Raw genomic sequence first — 14,492 nt, 5'->3', positions numbered from 1 at the left:
CGGGCCACGGTGAGGTGGTCCGGTCGACGGGTGAATGCGTCGATCGCGGCTGAATGTATCCGGACAGACGCCCTCTGCAACAGGGCCAACCTTGCCGAATTCACCGGAAGGCGAAGCGGATATCACGGGAGGAAAGCCGCACAGCGTCGCAATTCACTCCGGGCATAGCGGACTCATCACCGCAAAATGCGGCCAGATTTCTGACACTTGCCTGTCATCTTCCGTCTCACACTGTCCGACGGACGTCTCAGCGGCCGGACGGGCCTTGCGTACGCGATCCGCCGGCGGTGCACGGGAAGGGCGGCGGGGAGAACGGGATTCGCCGACTTCCGTCGCACTCTACTCTCTCGGGCGGGAGGGGATTTCCACCCGGACAAGCGGCGAGCCGCCGCCGGAACCGGAAATAGGGATTCCGGTTCGGCGGCGGCTCGGCCGCATTACTCGGGGTGCCGAAAGTCAGCAGCCGCCGGCCACGGCCGGAATGATCGAGATGCTGGCGCCGTCCTTGATCTCGGTCTCCAGGCCCTCGGCGAAACGCACGTCGTCGTCGTTCACGTACACGTTGACGAAGCGGCGGAGCTTGCCCGCGTCGTCCAGCACCCGGGCGGCGATGCCGGGGTGGTTGGCCTCCAGGTCGGCGATCACGGCGGCCAGGGTGGCGCCCTCGGCGGCCACCTCGGCGGTGCCGCCGGTGTAGGTGCGCAGGATGGTCGGGATGCGGACGGTGGCGCTCATGCGCGGGCTCCTAGCGGGGAGGGGGAGGGGATCAGGCGGAGGCGAGACCGGCGGCGCGGAACGATTCCAGCGTCGGGCGGATGGTGGTGGTCAGACCCGCGTCGGCGACCGCGTCCAGGGTCTTCAGGCCGTCACCGGTGTTGATCGCGACGGTCTCCTTGGACGGGTCCAGCTGACCGGTCTCGACCAGCTTCTTCAGCACGCCGATGGTCACCCCGCCCGCGGTCTCGGCGAAGATGCCCTCGGTCCGGGCCAGCAGCTTGATCGCCTCGACCACCTCGGCGTCCGTCACGTCCTCGACCGCACCGCCGGTGCGGCGGGCGATGTCCAGCACGTACGGGCCGTCGGCCGGGTTGCCGATCGCCAGCGACTTGGCGATGGTGTTCGGCTTGACCGGCTTGATCACGTCGCGGCCGGCCTTGAACGCGGCGGAGACCGGGGAGCAGCCCTCGGCCTGGGCGCCGAAGATCTTGTAGGGCCGGTCCTCGACCAGGCCGAGCTTGATCAGCTCCTGCAGCCCCTTGTCGATCTTGGTGAGCTGGGAGCCCGAGGCGATCGGGATCACCAGCTGCTCCGGCAGCCGCCAGCCGAGCTGCTCGCAGATCTCGTACGCCAGCGTCTTGGAGCCCTCGCCGTAGTACGGCCGGAGGTTGACGTTGACGAAGCCCCAGCCCTCGCCGGCCGGGTCGCCGATCAGCTCGGAGCAGAAGCGGTTCACGTCGTCGTAGTTGCCCTCGATGCCGACCAGCTCGCCGCCGTAGACACCGGCCATCACGACCTTGCCCTGCTCCAGGTCGTGCGGGATGAAGACGCAGGACTTGAAGCCGGCCCGGGCCGCGGCGGCACCGACGGCGCCGGCCAGGTTCCCGGTGGAGGAGCACGAGAGGGTGGTGAAGTTGAAGGCGCGCGCCGCCTCGATGGCGCAGGCGACCACCCGGTCCTTGAAGGAGTGGGTCGGGTTGCCCGAGTCGTCCTTGACGTGCAGCTGGGCGGTGAAGCCGAGCTCGCGGCCCAGGTTGTCGGCCTTCACCAGCGGGGTCCAGCCCGGGTTCAGGTTGGGCTTGCCGGCCACGTCGGCCGGCACCGGCAGCAGCGGGGCGTAGCGCCAGATGGAGGCCGGACCGGCCTCGATCCGCTTGCGCAGCTCCTCGGCGGAGTCGGAGCCGAACTCGTACGCGATCTCCAGCGGGCCGAAGCACTCGAGACAGGCGAAGCTCGGACCGAGCGGGAATCGGGTGCCGCACTCACGACACGACAGCGCGGCGGCGGGGCCGAGGTCGACGGTCGGGGTGGCAGAAACAGCGGTAGCCATGATGGCGGAGGCCTCTCTCCTCATCTTCCCCATGACGCGGGCGCGCCACAGGACGGAATTGGCACCTGTCCCGCCGGGGCCGCTGATGGGCCGGCCGAGCGAGAAGGTTGCCGGGACTTCGACGGGCCGTTCCCTCAGTCCCTCTGGATGAGCTCTGTGAAGTTGTGGTCCTGCTCTGTGGACGACCCCGACGTGCGAAGGTCTGACCGCAGTACGAAGACTGTATCCGAAGGCGGCCGGTGCGGAACCGCCCGTCCGAGTCGCGAGATACAAATCTTGAGGAGACGAGACGTGCCCCACCAGCCGACCCCGGCCGACCCGCCCGAGGAGCCGCTCCCGGAGGTGGCCGACTGGCTGCGCCGACGCTCCTGGCCGGCCTCCGCCCGGCCCCCGGCCGCGCTGGTCGAGGCCAAGCGGGCCGCCGGGGCGGCCGGCACGGTCAGCGTGGTGCTGCCCGCGCTCGACGAGGAGTCGACCGTGGGCGAGATCGTCCGGGTGATCCGGCGGGAGCTGGTGGAGCGGCTGCCGCTGGTGGACGAGATCGTGGTGGTCGACTCGGGTTCGGCCGACCGGACCGCCGAGACGGCGGCCGCGGCCGGCGCCCGGGTGGTGCACCGGGACGACGTGCTGCCCCGGCTGCCCGCCGCTCCCGGCAAGGGCGAGGTGCTGTGGCGCTCACTGCTGGTCACCTCCGGCGAGATCGTCTGCTTCATCGACGCGGACCTGCGCGAGTTCGACCCCGCGTTCGTGTCCGGGATCGTCGGGCCGCTGCTGACCGACCCGTCGGTCCAGCTGGTGAAGGCGATGTACGACCGGCCGCTGGAGACCGAGGGCGGCGCCGTGGTGCCGGCCGGGGGCGGCCGGGTGACCGAGCTGGTGGCGCGCCCGCTGCTGAATCTGCACTGGCCCCAACTGGCCGGGTTCGTCCAGCCGTTGGGGGGCGAGTACGCCGCCCGGCGGTCGCTGCTGGAGCGGCTGCCGTTCCCGACCGGGTACGGGGTCGAGCTCGGGCTGCTGGTGGACGCGCTCGACCTGGTCGGCCTGGACGCGCTGGCCCAGGTGGACGTCGGGGTCAGGCACCACCGGCACCAGGACGGGCAGGCGCTGGGCCGGATGGCGGCCACCATCTACCGCACCGCACTGGAGCGGCTGGACCGCACCGACCGGCTGAAGGCCGGCCCCGACCTGGTCCACCCGCTGCTCACCCAGTTCACCCGCGACCCCGTCACCCGCGACTTCACCGCCCACACCCACCCGGTCGGCGCACTGGAACGGCCGCCGATGGTCACCCTGCCCGAGTACCGCCGGCCCGGCTGACCGGCGGAGCCACCCGGGCCGGTCCGCCGAAGGCGGTGGCCGAGTGGTTTGGGTCCCCTGGTGCAAGGCAAGGTTGGTGGCATGGCCGATCTCGCGACCGAACGTTCGAATCTGACCGGGGCCGCCCCCATCCTGGTGGCCTCCAACCGGGGGCCGGTGTCCTTCACCGCCGAGGACGACGGCTCGCTGACCCTGCGCAGAGGCGGTGGCGGCCTGGTCTCCGGCCTCTCCGCGATCGACGACCCGTCCGCCGTCTGGGTCTGCGCCGCCCTCTCCGAGGCGGACCGGACGGCGGCCCGCCGCTCCCCCGACGGACGGCTCGACCTCGGCGGGTTCGAGGTCGGCGGACAGCTCGTCCGGATGCTGGACATCGATCCCGGCACCTTCACCCGGGCCTACAACGGGGTGGCCAACTCCACCCTCTGGTTCGTTCACCACCTGCTGTACGAGACCCCGGTCGCCCCGGTCTTCGACGACCGGTTCCGGCGCGAGTGGGACTCGTACCGGGCCTACAACACCGCCTTCGCCGAGGCGCTGGCCGCCGAGGCGGCACCGGGCGCGGCGGTGCTGATCCAGGACTACCACCTCTCGCTCGCCCCCGACCTGCTCCGGCGGCTCCGCCCGGACCTGCGGATCGGCCACTTCTCGCACACCCCCTGGGCGCCGCCCGAGTACTACCGGATGCTGCCGGACGACGTGGCCGCGGACGTGCTCACCGGCATCCTCGGGGCGGACCGGGCCGCCTTCCTGACCCGGCGCTGGGCACTGGCCTTCGCCGACTGCTGCGAGGCCGTGCTCGGCGCCGAGGTGGACCGGGCCGCGCTCACCGTCCGGCACGGCGGCCGGACCACCCGGCTGGGCGTGCACGCCCTCGGCGCGGACGCCGACTTCCTCCGCGACCGGTCCCACCAGCCGGACGTGGACGCCCGGCTGGCGACCCTGCGGGAGGCGGTCGGCGACCGCAGGACGATCGTCCGGGTGGACCGGACCGAGCTCAGCAAGAACATCGTCCGGGGCCTGCTGGCCTACCGGCACCTGCTGCGCTCCCGCCCGGAGTGGCAGGACCGGGTGGTGCACATCGCGTTCGCCTACCCGTCCCGGCACGACCTGCCCGAGTACCGGGAGTACACGGCGGCCGTGCAGCGGATCGCGCACGAGATCAACGACGAGTTCGGCACCCCCGACTGGCAGCCGCTGATCCTGCACGTGAACGACGACTTCCCGCGCTCGCTGGCCGCCTACCGGCTGGCCGACGTGGCGCTGGTCAACCCGATCAGGGACGGGATGAACCTGGTCGCCAAGGAGGTTCCGGTGGTCTCCGACGCGGGGTGCGCGCTGGTGCTCTCCCGGGAGGCGGGCGCCTACGCCGAACTGGCCGAGGACGCCATCACGGTGAACCCGTACGACGTGATCGCCACCGCCGAGGCGCTGCACCAGGCGCTCACCATGCCGGCCGCCGAACGGGCCGACCGCACCAAGCGGCTGGCCGCCGCCTCGACCGCGCTGCCCCCGCAGCAGTGGTTCCTCGACCAGCTCGCCGCCCTGCGCGAGTGACCGGCCCGCGCAGGTGACCGCCCGTCAGGCCCCGAAGCCGCCGTCGACGCTGATCGACGTCCCGGTGACGTAGGCCCCGTCCGGACCGGCCAGGTACGCCACGCTCGCGGCGATCTCGGCCGGTCCGGCGTAACGGCCCAGCGCCGTATAGCCGTTGACCGTCTCGGCGAACGGGCCCGCGGCCGGGTTGGCCTCGGTGTCGGTCGGGCCCGGGTGGACCAGGTTCACCGTGATGCCCCGGGGGCCGAGCTCCCGGGCCAGCCCCTTGGTCATGCCGATCAGCGCGGTCTTGCTGGCCGCGTAGAGGGCGAAGCCGGGGAACACCGCGCGCTCGGCCACGTTGCTGCCGATGCCGATGATCCGGCCGCCGTCGGTCATGTGCCGCACCGCCGCCTGCGCGGCCAGCATCGGCGCCCGCACGTTCACCGCCAAGGTCCGGTCCAGCACGTCGAGTTCGAGTTCCTCCAGCGGGCCGAGCGGGAACACCCCGGCGTTGTTGACCAGGATGTCGAGTCGGCCGAGGGTGGCGGCGGTCCCGTCCACGGCGGCCCGGACGGCGTCCGGGTCCGCGCTGTCGGCCCGGATCGCCAGCGCCCGGCGGCCGAGCGCCTCGACCTGCCGCACCACCTGCCCGGCCCGGTCCGCGTTCTGCTCGTACGTCAGCGCCACGTCGGCGCCCTCCTCGGCCAGCCGGATCGCCACGGCCGCGCCGATCCCCCGGCCGCCACCGGTCACCAGGGCCACATGTCCTTCAAGTCGGTTCATGGGTAAGAGCTTTGCCGGGCGGAGCGAGGGAGTCCGGCGGGAATCGGACCTTGCGCTCCGGGGCGCGGTGTCACCACAACCTCCGCACCCCGGAACGCCCGGATCAGCTCGCGGCCACCCCGACCACGACGGCCTGGCCCGGCGCCACCTTGACGTTCAGGTAGCTGTACGTGACCCCGTGCTCGACCTTGGTCAGCGCGGGCTTGGCGGCCCCGTTCACGGTCAGGGTCGGGTGGCTGCCGACGAAGCGGGCCTCCCAGGCGTAGGTGCGGGCGGCCGAGTGGTTGGTCAGGGTGGAGCTGGTGGCGCCGTCGTGCCGCAGGCCGATGGTGTCCTTGCCGACCGGGATGTCGTCGACCTGGAGCCAGTCCATCCCGGCGGGCAGCCGGGACTGGGTGGTCAGGCGGCGGTTGGCGGCGTCCGGGTCGAGGCCGAGCAGGCCGGAGACGGTCTGGCCGACCAGGGTGAAGGAGACCTCGGGGTAGTCGCCGTTCGGGCCCTGCGAGGCGTTGACGTGCTGGACGTCGCGCTGCTCGTAGACGTGCCGCATCCACTTCCAGGCGGTGTCGTTGCGGTTGTTGTTGAAGAAGGTGTCGGGCAGGTAGGTGAACGCCTCGATGTTGGACGGGCCGTCGGCGCCGGAGGCCTGGGCGTCGATGTAGTCCAGGTAGGCGTCGTTCCGCGGGCCGGCGTCAATGATCTTCTTCATCGGCATGAACCAGCTGTTCTCCAGCCCCCAGCCGGTCAGCGCGGTGCCGTCGGTGGAGTAGCCCCGCACCATCGCGGCACCCGAACCGGTGCCGCTCCACTCGGAGTTGAAGTACGCCTTGAGCGCGTCCGCCTGCTGCTGGGCCTGCGCCGCCAGTGCGGTGTCGCCCTTCGCCCGGGCCAGCGAGGCCACCGCCAGGTAGGCCTGGTACTGGGCCGCGATACCGTCGCCGGCCTCGGCCATCCGCTCGTTGCCCTGCTCGTTGTAGCTGGCGGTGCCGGAGAAGATGCCCTTGCCGGTGCCCTCGGCCACCTGCACCGCGCCGTTGCCCTTGGCCGCGTTGTGCAGCTCGACGAACTCCTTGGTGGTGTGCCGGTAGAAGTCCCAGAACGCCTCGTCGTCGAGGTACGCCCGGTCGCCGCTCCAGCGGTACGCCTGGGCCGCCTTCTCCACCAGCTCGAACGGGGCGGGCACCTCGCGGACGAACGAGCCGGGGTTGCGGTAGTCGATGCTCAGGTAGGTGCCGGTGTCGAAGTTGTGGGCCCAGACCGGGTAGTACTTGTGCGCCTCGGTGGCGGAGGCCGCGAACGAATGCAGCATGCTGCGGTTCTCCGCGGTCAGGCCGAGCACCTGGGCGCCGACCACCTGGTGGGCCATGTCCCGGGAGTAGTAGCCGCTGCGGTTGGCGTAGCCGGCCCAGTAGGACGGGCCGTAGGTGGCGGTGCCGGTGCCGAAGCGGTTGTTCTCGTCCACGTTCACCGGGCCGGTCGAACCGGCCAGCAGCACCCAGCTGTTGGCCTTCCGCTTGGCCCAGTCGAACATCGCCACCACCTCCGGGTCGGAGGAGCTGATCCGCGGGTCGGCCGGGGCCGCCGGCGAGAGCATCACGTCGTCGACGTTGAGCCAGCCGTCGCCGGACTCGAACGCGATCTCCAGCTTGTCGCCCTTGGCCACGGCGACCCGGCTGACGGTGTGCCGGGAGTACTCGTACCGCTCGGGCAGGACGGCCGCACCGGCCTCGGTGCCGTTCACCCGGACCACGAACCGGCCGTTCGGGCCGCCGCTGGCGATCCAGGCCGAGACGTCGTACCGGCCGGCGGCCGGGGCGGTCAGCGTCTGGCTGACCCGGAAGCCGGGGCCGCCGTCCAGGTACGCCAACTTCGCGCCGCCGTGCGGGTAGTTGCCGGCGACGCCGGTCCCTGCGGTGAACTCCCAACCCCTGGCGCCGAGTTCGAAACCGGGGTTCAGCACGGTGGGCACCCGGGCGGCGGGGGCCGCGTGCGCCACCGCGAGGGTCTGCGGGACGAGCGGTATCAGCAGTGCGAGAGCAGTGAGCAGCGGCAGTCTGGCGCGTCGCATCAGGGTCTCCAGGTCTCTCCGTTGAGGGTGCCGCGACGCTAACAGGGGGCCGGGGCGGCTTTCAATGCACTGGAGCAAGGATTCTTGGATGCCTGCACGATCTCGAAGAAAGTTTTCATTGATCCATTGCAAGCGCGTCCGTCCGTTGCTAGCGTCCAGCCCGTCACACCCCACCCTCGAAAGGCACCACGATGACCTCCCTGGACCGACGCGGACTGCTCAGACTCGGCGGCGCCCTGACCGTGGGAGCCGGGCTCGCGGCCTGCTCCGGCACCGGTACCGGCAGCGGCGCCGACAGCGGCGGGGCGGGCGACCCGCGTAAGGGCGAGATCACGGTCTGGAGCTGGCAGGGCCCGGCCGCCCAGCTCAAGGCGCTGCTCCCGGAGTTCAACAAGGCGTACCCGGACATCAAGGTCACCGTCCAGGACATCGGCAACCCGGCGATCTGGGACAAGATCACCACCGGCCTGGCGGCCGGCGGCAGCGGCCTGGCCGACGTGCTGCACATCGGCGTCGACTACCTGCCCGGATACGTGGAGAAGTTCCCGACCGGCCTGGCCGACCTCGGCCCGCTCGGCGCGACCAAGCACAAGGACGCCTTCGCCCAGGGCCTGTGGCAGACCGTCGCCCCCAAGGGCCGGGTCAACGCGCTGCCCTGGGAGGCGAACTCGGGCGGCTTCTACTACCGCGCCGACCTGTTCGAGAAGGCCGGGGTGGACGTCGAGTCGCTGGCCACCTGGGACGAGGTGATCGAGGCGGGCAAGAAGCTCAAGGCCGCCACCGGCGTCCACCTGCTCGGCATCGACAAGCCCGCCTCGCAGCCCGACGCGGCCAACTTCTTCCAGCTGCTGCTCCAGCTCCAGGGCAAGTTCTACTTCGACCTGGACGGCGCGATCACCCTGGACTCGCCCGAGGCGGTCACCGCGCTCACCCTGATCAAGAAGATGAACGACGCGGGCCTGGTCAGCGACCTGGCCGGCGGCTGGAGCGCGCTGGAGAACTCGATCAAGGAGGGCACCGCCGCCGTGCTGCCCTGGCCGACCTGGTTCGGCGGCATCATCGAGGGCCTGGTCCCGCAGGAGGCCGGCAAGTGGAAGGTCCGGCTGCCCCCGGCCGTCCGCCGCGGCGGAGCGACCGCCGCCACCGTCAACTCCACCCACCTGGCCGTGGCCGGCTCCAGCAAGCAGCAGGCCGCCGCCTGGAGCTTCATCGAGTTCATGCTCACCCGGCCCGCCTCCCAGGTGGCGATCTACCGCGGCAAGGGCATCGCCCCGGCGCTGATGGCCGCGTACGAGGACTCGCTCTTCCACGAGCCCTCGGCCTTCTTCAGCGGCCAGAAGAAGGGCGAGATCTTCCTCCAGGCGCTCAAGTCGCCCACCCCCGCCACCAACTACTCCGCCGACTACGCCCGGGCGCTCAAGGTCGTGACGGACGCCCAGACCAAGGTCCTGCTCAAGGGTGCCGACCCGGCCGAGGTGCTGAAGCAGGCCGCCGACCAGCTGGCCCAGCAGACCGGGCGCAAGGTCGTGCGATGACCTTCTCCGTTCGGCGGCGCACCCTGCCGTACCTGTTCGTCCTGCCGGCGGTGCTGCTGTTCGCCGCCTTCAAGCTCTACCCGATCGTCGCCTCGTTCCGCCTCAGCCTGTACCACCAGGCGGGCGGGGTGGAGGAGTTCGCCGGGATCGACAACTACACCCGGCTGCTGGACGACTCGCTGTTCTGGACCGCACTGGGCAACAGCGCCACCATCCTGGCCGTCCAGGTGCCGGTGATGCTGGCGCTGGCCACCGGCCTGGCGGTGGCCTTCAACTCCACCCTGCTGAAGGCCCGCCCGCTGTTCCGGCTCGGCTTCTTCCTGCCGATGGTCACCGGCCTGGTGGCGTACGGGATCGTCTTCTCGGTCCTGCTCAACCAGCAGTACGGGCTGGTCAACTGGCTGCTCGGCGCCGACCTGCCGTGGCTGACCGACCCGCTGCTGGCCAAGGCCTCGCTCGGCCTGGCCCTCACCTGGCACTACACCGGGTACAACGCGGTGATCCTGCTGGCCCGGCTCCAGACCATCCCGACCGAGCTGTACGACGCGGCCGCGGTGGACGGGGCCGGGGCCTGGGGCCGGTTCCGCCACGTCACGCTGCCCGGGCTCCGGCCCGCGCTGCTGCTGACCACCGTGCTCTCCACCATCGGCACCCTCCAACTCTTCGACGAGCCCTACGTGCTGACCGGCGGCGGGCCCGACAACGCGACCCTGACGATCGGCATGTACCTCTACCAGAACGCGTTCAAGTACTTCGACTTCGGCTACGCCTCGGCGATCGCCTACGCACTCGCACTGCTGATCGGGCTGCTCGGCCTGCTCCAGTTCAAGGTGCTGGGAGGGAAGTCGTGAAACTGCGCAGCCTCACCCTGACCTGGACGCTGGCGATCGTGCTGGCCGCCGTCCTGATCCCGTTCTACTGGCTGGTGATCGCCGCCACCCACAGCTCGCAGGAGATCTTCCGCACCCCGCCGCCGCTGCTGCCCGGCAGGCACCTGCTGGACAACCTGAGCAGCCTGCAGGAGAAGGCCGGCTTCGGCCGGGTGGTGCTCAACTCGCTCGGCATCGCCACCGTCTACACCCTGCTGGCCGGGACGGTCTGCACCCTGGCCGGGTACGGCTTCGCCAAGTTCCGGTTCGCCGGCCGGGAGCCGCTGTTCGGCCTGCTGATGCTCGGGCTGGTGATCCCGGCCCAGGTCACCCTGGTCCCGCTGTTCCGGCTGATGGCCGAGCTGCAGTGGCTGGACACCTACCAGGCGGTGCTGCTGCCCAACCTGGCGCTGCCGTTCGGGATCTTCCTGATGCGGCAGTCGATGGCGGCCGTACCGGACGAACTGCTGGACTCCGGACGGGTGGACGGCTGCGGGGAGCTGCGGCTCTTCCTCCGGGTCGCGCTGCCGCCGATGCGGCCGGCCCTGGCCGCCCTGGCCATCTTCCTGTTCCTGTTCCAGTGGAACGAGTTCATCTGGCCGCTGATCGTGCTGCGCTCCGACTCCGCCCTGACCATCCCGGTCGCGCTGGCCGGGCTCCAGGGCGTCGACGACACCGACTACGGCGCCATCCTGGCCGGTACGGCGATCGCCGCGCTGCCGATGGCCGCCCTGTTCCTGGCCCTCCAGCGGCACTTCGTGTCCGGGCTGCTCGCCGGGGCGGTGAAGGAATGACCGACGAACAGGCGGTCACCACGGCCGAGTTGGCCCCGGCGGTGTTCGAGGCCCTGCTCGACCGGGTCTCGCTCGCGGTCCCGGACGGCCACTGGTCCAGCACCGAACTCCCCTCCGGCATCCGGCTGGTGGCGGTCGAGGCCGGCTCCGGGCCGGTCGAGGTCAGGCTCTCCGTCCCGCTCGGCGACGCCGCCGGGTACTGGCACCCGCAGGGCGGCTGGCGCCGGACCCTGCCCGCCGACTGGGAGGGCCGGGCCCGGGTCTCGCTGGTCGACGCGCTGGCCACCGGGTGCCTGTTCGACCACTCCGGTGCCACCCTGCTGACCTTCGCGGCGGCCGACCCGGTGCCCGAGGTGCAGCTCAGGTTCGGCGTCTCGGAGGAGACCGACAGCTACGTCGTCCACCTCCTGCTGCCGCCCTCCGCCGACGGGCACCGGCTGCTCTTCGTCCCCCGCTCCCGCACCGTCGCCACCGCGATGCGCCGGCTGCGCGAGTGGTACGCCGCCGGGACCACCCCGATGCCCGTCCCCGAAGGCGCCCGCACCCCGGTCTACTCGACCTGGTACGCCTTCAACCAGCAGGTGGACGCCGGGTCGGTGGAGACCGAGGCCGCCCTGGCGGCCCGGCTCGGCTTCGGCGCCCTGATCCTGGACGACGGCTGGCAGCTGGGCGGCCGGGGCCGGGGCTACGCCGGCTGCGGCGACTGGCGGCCCGACCCGGCCAAGTTCCCCGACCTGGCGGCCCACGTCGCCCGGGTGCAGGCGGACGGGCTGCGCTACCTGCTCTGGGTCGCGCCCCTGCTGGTCGGCCCGAAGGCCGACTGCTGGCCGGACTGGGAGCCCACGGTGGCCGCCGGGGTACCCGGCGCGTACGTGCTGGACCCGCGCCGGCCCGAGGTCCGCCGGCACGTGGTCGGGCTCTGCGCTTCACTGGTCCGGGAGTTCGGGGTGGACGGCCTCAAGCTGGACTTCCTGGACGAGGCCATGGTGCACGCCGGGGACGGCGGCCCGGACGTCGGCCGGGCGATGACCGTGCTCCTGGCCGAGCTGCGGGCCGAGCTGGAACTGATCCGCCCCGGACTGCTGCTGGAGCTGCGCCAGCCGTACACCGGGCCAGGGATGGCGGCCTTCGGGAACATGCTGCGCTCGTTCGACTGCCCGGCCGACTCGGCCGCCAACCGGGTCCGCACCGTCGACACCTCCTTCCTCGCGGTCGGCGGGGCGGTCCACTCCGACATGCTGCTGTGGGCGCCCGAGGCCCCGGTGCAGAGCGCCGCCCGCCAGCTGATCGGGGCCCTGCACTCGGTCCCGCAGGTCTCGGTCCGGCTCTCCCTGCTGCCGGAGGAGCACCGGGCGGCGGTGGCCTTCTGGCTCGGGCAGTGGCGGCGGCTGCGCGCCACCCTGCTGGACGGCGAGGTCGAACCGGGCCGGCCGGACGAGCTGTACCCCGTGGTGGAGGCCGTCGGCGCCGGGGTGCGCCTGCTCAGCGTGCACGCCGCGCAGGTGGTGCCGGTGGCGCTGACCCGCTTTCAGGAGCTGGTGCTGGTGAACGGGTCGGCCGTGGACCGGGTGGTGATCGAGGTGGCCGGGCCGGGCGGTTCGGCCGAGCTCACCGTGCACGGCCCCACCGGCCGTATCATCGAACGGAGTCGGCTCCCGTTGCCGCCCGGCCTGCACACGCTGCCGGTGCCGCGCTCGGGCCTGGCCACTCTCACCGGCTTGGAAGGGACGGCATGAAGGTCGGCATCACCGAACTCGCAGCCCGCGCAGGGGTCAGCGAGGCGACCGTCAGCCGGGTGATCAACCGGCGCCAGGGCGTCGCCAGAAAGACCCGGGACGCGGTCGAGCAGGCGATGGCCGAACTCGGCTACGAACGCGCCACACCGGGCCAGTTGGTGGCCGTGGTGACCGAGCACATCTCCAACCCCTTCTTCGCCGACGTGGCCGAGCGGATCGAGTCCGCGCTGGCCCCGCACGGGCTGAAGATGGTGCTCTGCCCGGCCTTCCCCGGCGGCGTCCAGGAGCGCGACTTCATCGCCGCCCTGGTCGACCGGGGCGTCGCGGCGGTGGTCTTCCTCTCCGCCAGCAACACGCTGGAGGGGGCCGACACCGAGACGTACGAGCTGCTCCGCGACCGCCGCATCCCGTACGTCGGGATCAACGGCCAGTTCGAGGACGGCCACCCGGCGCCGGTCTTCTCCACCGACGACGCGCTCGCGGCCGAGCTGGCCGTCGACCACCTCTACCGGCTGGGCCACCGTCGGATCGGGATGGCCTCGGGCCCGGCCGGCAACCACCCGGCGGACCGCCGGGTGGGCGGCTTCCTGACCGCGATGACCCGGCGCGGCCTGGCCGACGCCGAGCAGTGGGTGGTCCGGCAGTCCTACACCGTCGAGGGCGGGCAGGCGGCGGCCGCGACGCTGGTCCGCCAGGGCGCCACCGCGATCGTCGCGGCCAGCGACTTCATGGCGCTGGGCGCGATCCGCGGGGTCCGGCGGCAGGGCCGCTCGGTCCCCGAGGACGTGTCGGTGGTGGGCTACGACGGCACGATGATCACCGAGTTCACCGACCCGCCGCTCACCACCGTCCGGCAGCCCGCCGACCGGCTGGCGCTGGAGGTCGGCCGCGGCGTGCTCGCGCTGGTGGCCAACCGGCCGGTGCCGGTCGGGGAGCTGCTCTTCGACCCCGAGCTGGTGATCCGTTCCACCACGGCGGCGCCGCCCGCTCAGAGCTGAGCCGCGAGGGCCTCCAGCAGCGCCGCCACCCCGGCCGGCCCGGGCACCAACAGGTCCGCACGGTCGGCCAGTTCGGTGACCTGGGCCTCCCCGGTGGTGGCGCTGCTGCACACCAGCAGCGCCGGGTGGCCCTCGGTCCGGCGGCGCTCCAGCGCGGCGTACGCGGGCAGGTCGCCGAGGTCGTCGCCGGCGTACAGCACCGCGCCCCGGGGGCGTTCGGCCAGGAACGCGGTCAGGGCCCCGCCCTTGTCGACCCCGGGCGGCCGGAGCTCCAGCACGTACCGGCCCGGCTCCACCATCAGGCCGGCCTGCTCGGCCAACTGCTCCAGCGGGGCCCGGAGTTGCTCCAGCACCCGCTGGGGGTCGGCGGTCCTGCGGGTGTGCACGGCGAGCGCGCGGCCCTTGTCCTCGATCCAGGCGCCCGACTCCGCCAGCACGGCCGGGAGCAGGGCCCGGGCGGCGGCCACCCCGGGCGGCGGCGGCGGCGAGCTCAGCTCGCCCGCCTCCCAGCGCTCGGCGCCGTACTGGCCCAGCACGGTGAACCGTTCGAGACCGGCGAAGCCGCCGTACTCCACCGCCACGGCGGCGGGGCGGCCGGTGACCACGACCACGGCGCCCAGGTGCGGCGCCAGCGCCTCCAGCGCGGCCACCGCGGCCGGGTCGGCCCGGGCGCTGCCCGGGTCCGCCACGATCGGTGCCAGCGTCCCGTCGAAGTCCAGCGCCACCACGGCGGACCGGGGGTCGGCCAGCAGCGCGGCCAGGCCTGCACGGCCGGCGGGTGTACTCGGCTCAGGAATACCCATGGTTCC

General features: G+C 72.3%; 12 protein-coding genes and 1 riboswitch. Of the genes, 7 read left to right on the top strand and 5 right to left on the bottom strand.

Translation table 11 applies throughout. The annotated features are described in order from the left end of the window. Positions 1-456 precede the first annotated feature (456 nt). Entirely contained in the window at positions 457-735 is a 279-nt protein-coding gene (locus ABT118_RS20725) for a ubiquitin-like small modifier protein 1 (protein ID WP_350670607.1), read from the bottom strand. A gap of 31 nt (positions 736-766) precedes the next feature. Then, positions 767-2,047: a threonine synthase gene (gene thrC / locus ABT118_RS20720; RefSeq protein ID WP_350670604.1), complete on the bottom strand. Its 1,281-nt coding sequence runs from the start codon at positions 2,045-2,047 to the stop codon at positions 767-769. Between the two features lie 17 nt (positions 2,048-2,064). Further along, a riboswitch (SAM riboswitch) is annotated at positions 2,065-2,201 on the bottom strand. 137 nt (positions 2,202-2,338) lie between these two features. Between thrC and ABT118_RS20715 the strand changes: the two genes are divergently transcribed. After that, positions 2,339-3,364, top strand: coding sequence for a glucosyl-3-phosphoglycerate synthase (locus ABT118_RS20715; protein ID WP_350670601.1), 1,026 nt, complete (start codon positions 2,339-2,341; stop codon positions 3,362-3,364). An 81-nt stretch (positions 3,365-3,445) separates the two neighbouring features. Then, positions 3,446-4,918: an alpha,alpha-trehalose-phosphate synthase (UDP-forming) gene (locus ABT118_RS20710; RefSeq protein WP_350670599.1), complete on the top strand. Its 1,473-nt coding sequence runs from the start codon at positions 3,446-3,448 to the stop codon at positions 4,916-4,918. 24 nt (positions 4,919-4,942) lie between these two features. Here ABT118_RS20710 and ABT118_RS20705 read toward each other — a convergent pair whose 3' ends face one another. Both ABT118_RS20705 and ABT118_RS20700 read right to left on the bottom strand, forming a co-directional pair. Further along, positions 4,943-5,683 (bottom strand): SDR family NAD(P)-dependent oxidoreductase, encoded by a 741-nt coding sequence (locus ABT118_RS20705; protein WP_350670596.1) that lies wholly within the window; start codon positions 5,681-5,683, stop codon positions 4,943-4,945. Positions 5,684-5,786: 103 nt separating this feature from the next. Continuing rightward, the gene (locus tag ABT118_RS20700) at positions 5,787-7,751 is read right to left on the bottom strand and encodes a carbohydrate-binding protein (RefSeq protein ID WP_350670593.1); all 1,965 of its coding nucleotides are present in this window, start codon (positions 7,749-7,751) and stop codon (positions 5,787-5,789) included. A gap of 191 nt (positions 7,752-7,942) precedes the next feature. Here ABT118_RS20700 and ABT118_RS20695 point away from each other — a divergent pair, with 191 nt between their 5' ends. Genes ABT118_RS20695 through ABT118_RS20675 form a run of 5 tightly spaced genes read left to right on the top strand, consistent with a single transcriptional unit; the run spans position 7,943 to position 13,683 of the window. Further along, positions 7,943-9,286 (top strand): ABC transporter substrate-binding protein, encoded by a 1,344-nt coding sequence (locus ABT118_RS20695; protein WP_350670592.1) that lies wholly within the window; start codon positions 7,943-7,945, stop codon positions 9,284-9,286. Then, complete coding sequence (locus ABT118_RS20690; protein WP_350670589.1) at positions 9,283-10,137, top strand: carbohydrate ABC transporter permease; 855 nt, start codon at positions 9,283-9,285, stop codon at positions 10,135-10,137. The genes ABT118_RS20695 and ABT118_RS20690 overlap by 4 nt, the downstream gene beginning before the upstream one ends. Then, on the top strand, positions 10,134-10,949 hold the full coding sequence (locus ABT118_RS20685) for a carbohydrate ABC transporter permease (RefSeq protein ID WP_350670586.1): 816 nt from the start codon (positions 10,134-10,136) through the stop codon (positions 10,947-10,949). The genes ABT118_RS20690 and ABT118_RS20685 overlap by 4 nt, the downstream gene beginning before the upstream one ends. After that, entirely contained in the window at positions 10,946-12,685 is a 1,740-nt protein-coding gene (locus ABT118_RS20680) for a glycoside hydrolase family 36 protein (protein ID WP_350670583.1), read from the top strand. The genes ABT118_RS20685 and ABT118_RS20680 overlap by 4 nt, the downstream gene beginning before the upstream one ends. Further along, complete coding sequence (locus ABT118_RS20675) at positions 12,682-13,683, top strand: LacI family DNA-binding transcriptional regulator (protein ID WP_350670582.1); 1,002 nt, start codon at positions 12,682-12,684, stop codon at positions 13,681-13,683. Before ABT118_RS20680 ends, ABT118_RS20675 begins: the two co-directional genes overlap by 4 nt. Here ABT118_RS20675 and otsB read toward each other — a convergent pair. After that, on the bottom strand, positions 13,674-14,486 hold the full coding sequence (gene otsB, locus ABT118_RS20670; protein ID WP_350670580.1) for a trehalose-phosphatase: 813 nt from the start codon (positions 14,484-14,486) through the stop codon (positions 13,674-13,676). The genes ABT118_RS20675 and otsB overlap by 10 nt on opposite strands. Positions 14,487-14,492: the final 6 nt, after the last annotated feature.

The sequence above is a fragment of the Kitasatospora sp. NPDC002040 genome (assembly GCF_040296785.1).
Taxonomy (GTDB): Bacteria; Actinomycetota; Actinomycetes; order Streptomycetales; family Streptomycetaceae; genus Kitasatospora.
This window is presented reverse-complemented; position numbering and strand designations above follow the sequence as displayed.

Bases quoted from the DNA above. Each gene is read 5' to 3' on its own strand.
- ABT118_RS20725 (WP_350670607.1), bottom strand. From the start codon at position 735: ATGAGCGCCACCGTCCGCATCCCGACCATCCTGCGCACCTACACCGGC.
- thrC (WP_350670604.1), bottom strand. From the start codon at position 2,047: ATGGCTACCGCTGTTTCTGCCACCCCGACCGTCGACCTCGGCCCCGCC.
- ABT118_RS20710 (WP_350670599.1), top strand. From the start codon at position 3,446: ATGGCCGATCTCGCGACCGAACGTTCGAATCTGACCGGGGCCGCCCCC.
- ABT118_RS20705 (WP_350670596.1), bottom strand. From the start codon at position 5,683: ATGAACCGACTTGAAGGACATGTGGCCCTGGTGACCGGTGGCGGCCGG.
- ABT118_RS20700 (WP_350670593.1), bottom strand. From the start codon at position 7,751: ATGCGACGCGCCAGACTGCCGCTGCTCACTGCTCTCGCACTGCTGATA.
- ABT118_RS20695 (WP_350670592.1), top strand. From the start codon at position 7,943: ATGACCTCCCTGGACCGACGCGGACTGCTCAGACTCGGCGGCGCCCTG.
- ABT118_RS20690 (WP_350670589.1), top strand. From the start codon at position 9,283: ATGACCTTCTCCGTTCGGCGGCGCACCCTGCCGTACCTGTTCGTCCTG.
- ABT118_RS20680 (WP_350670583.1), top strand. From the start codon at position 10,946: ATGACCGACGAACAGGCGGTCACCACGGCCGAGTTGGCCCCGGCGGTG.
- ABT118_RS20675 (WP_350670582.1), top strand. From the start codon at position 12,682: ATGAAGGTCGGCATCACCGAACTCGCAGCCCGCGCAGGGGTCAGCGAG.
- otsB (WP_350670580.1), bottom strand. From the start codon at position 14,486: ATGGGTATTCCTGAGCCGAGTACACCCGCCGGCCGTGCAGGCCTGGCC.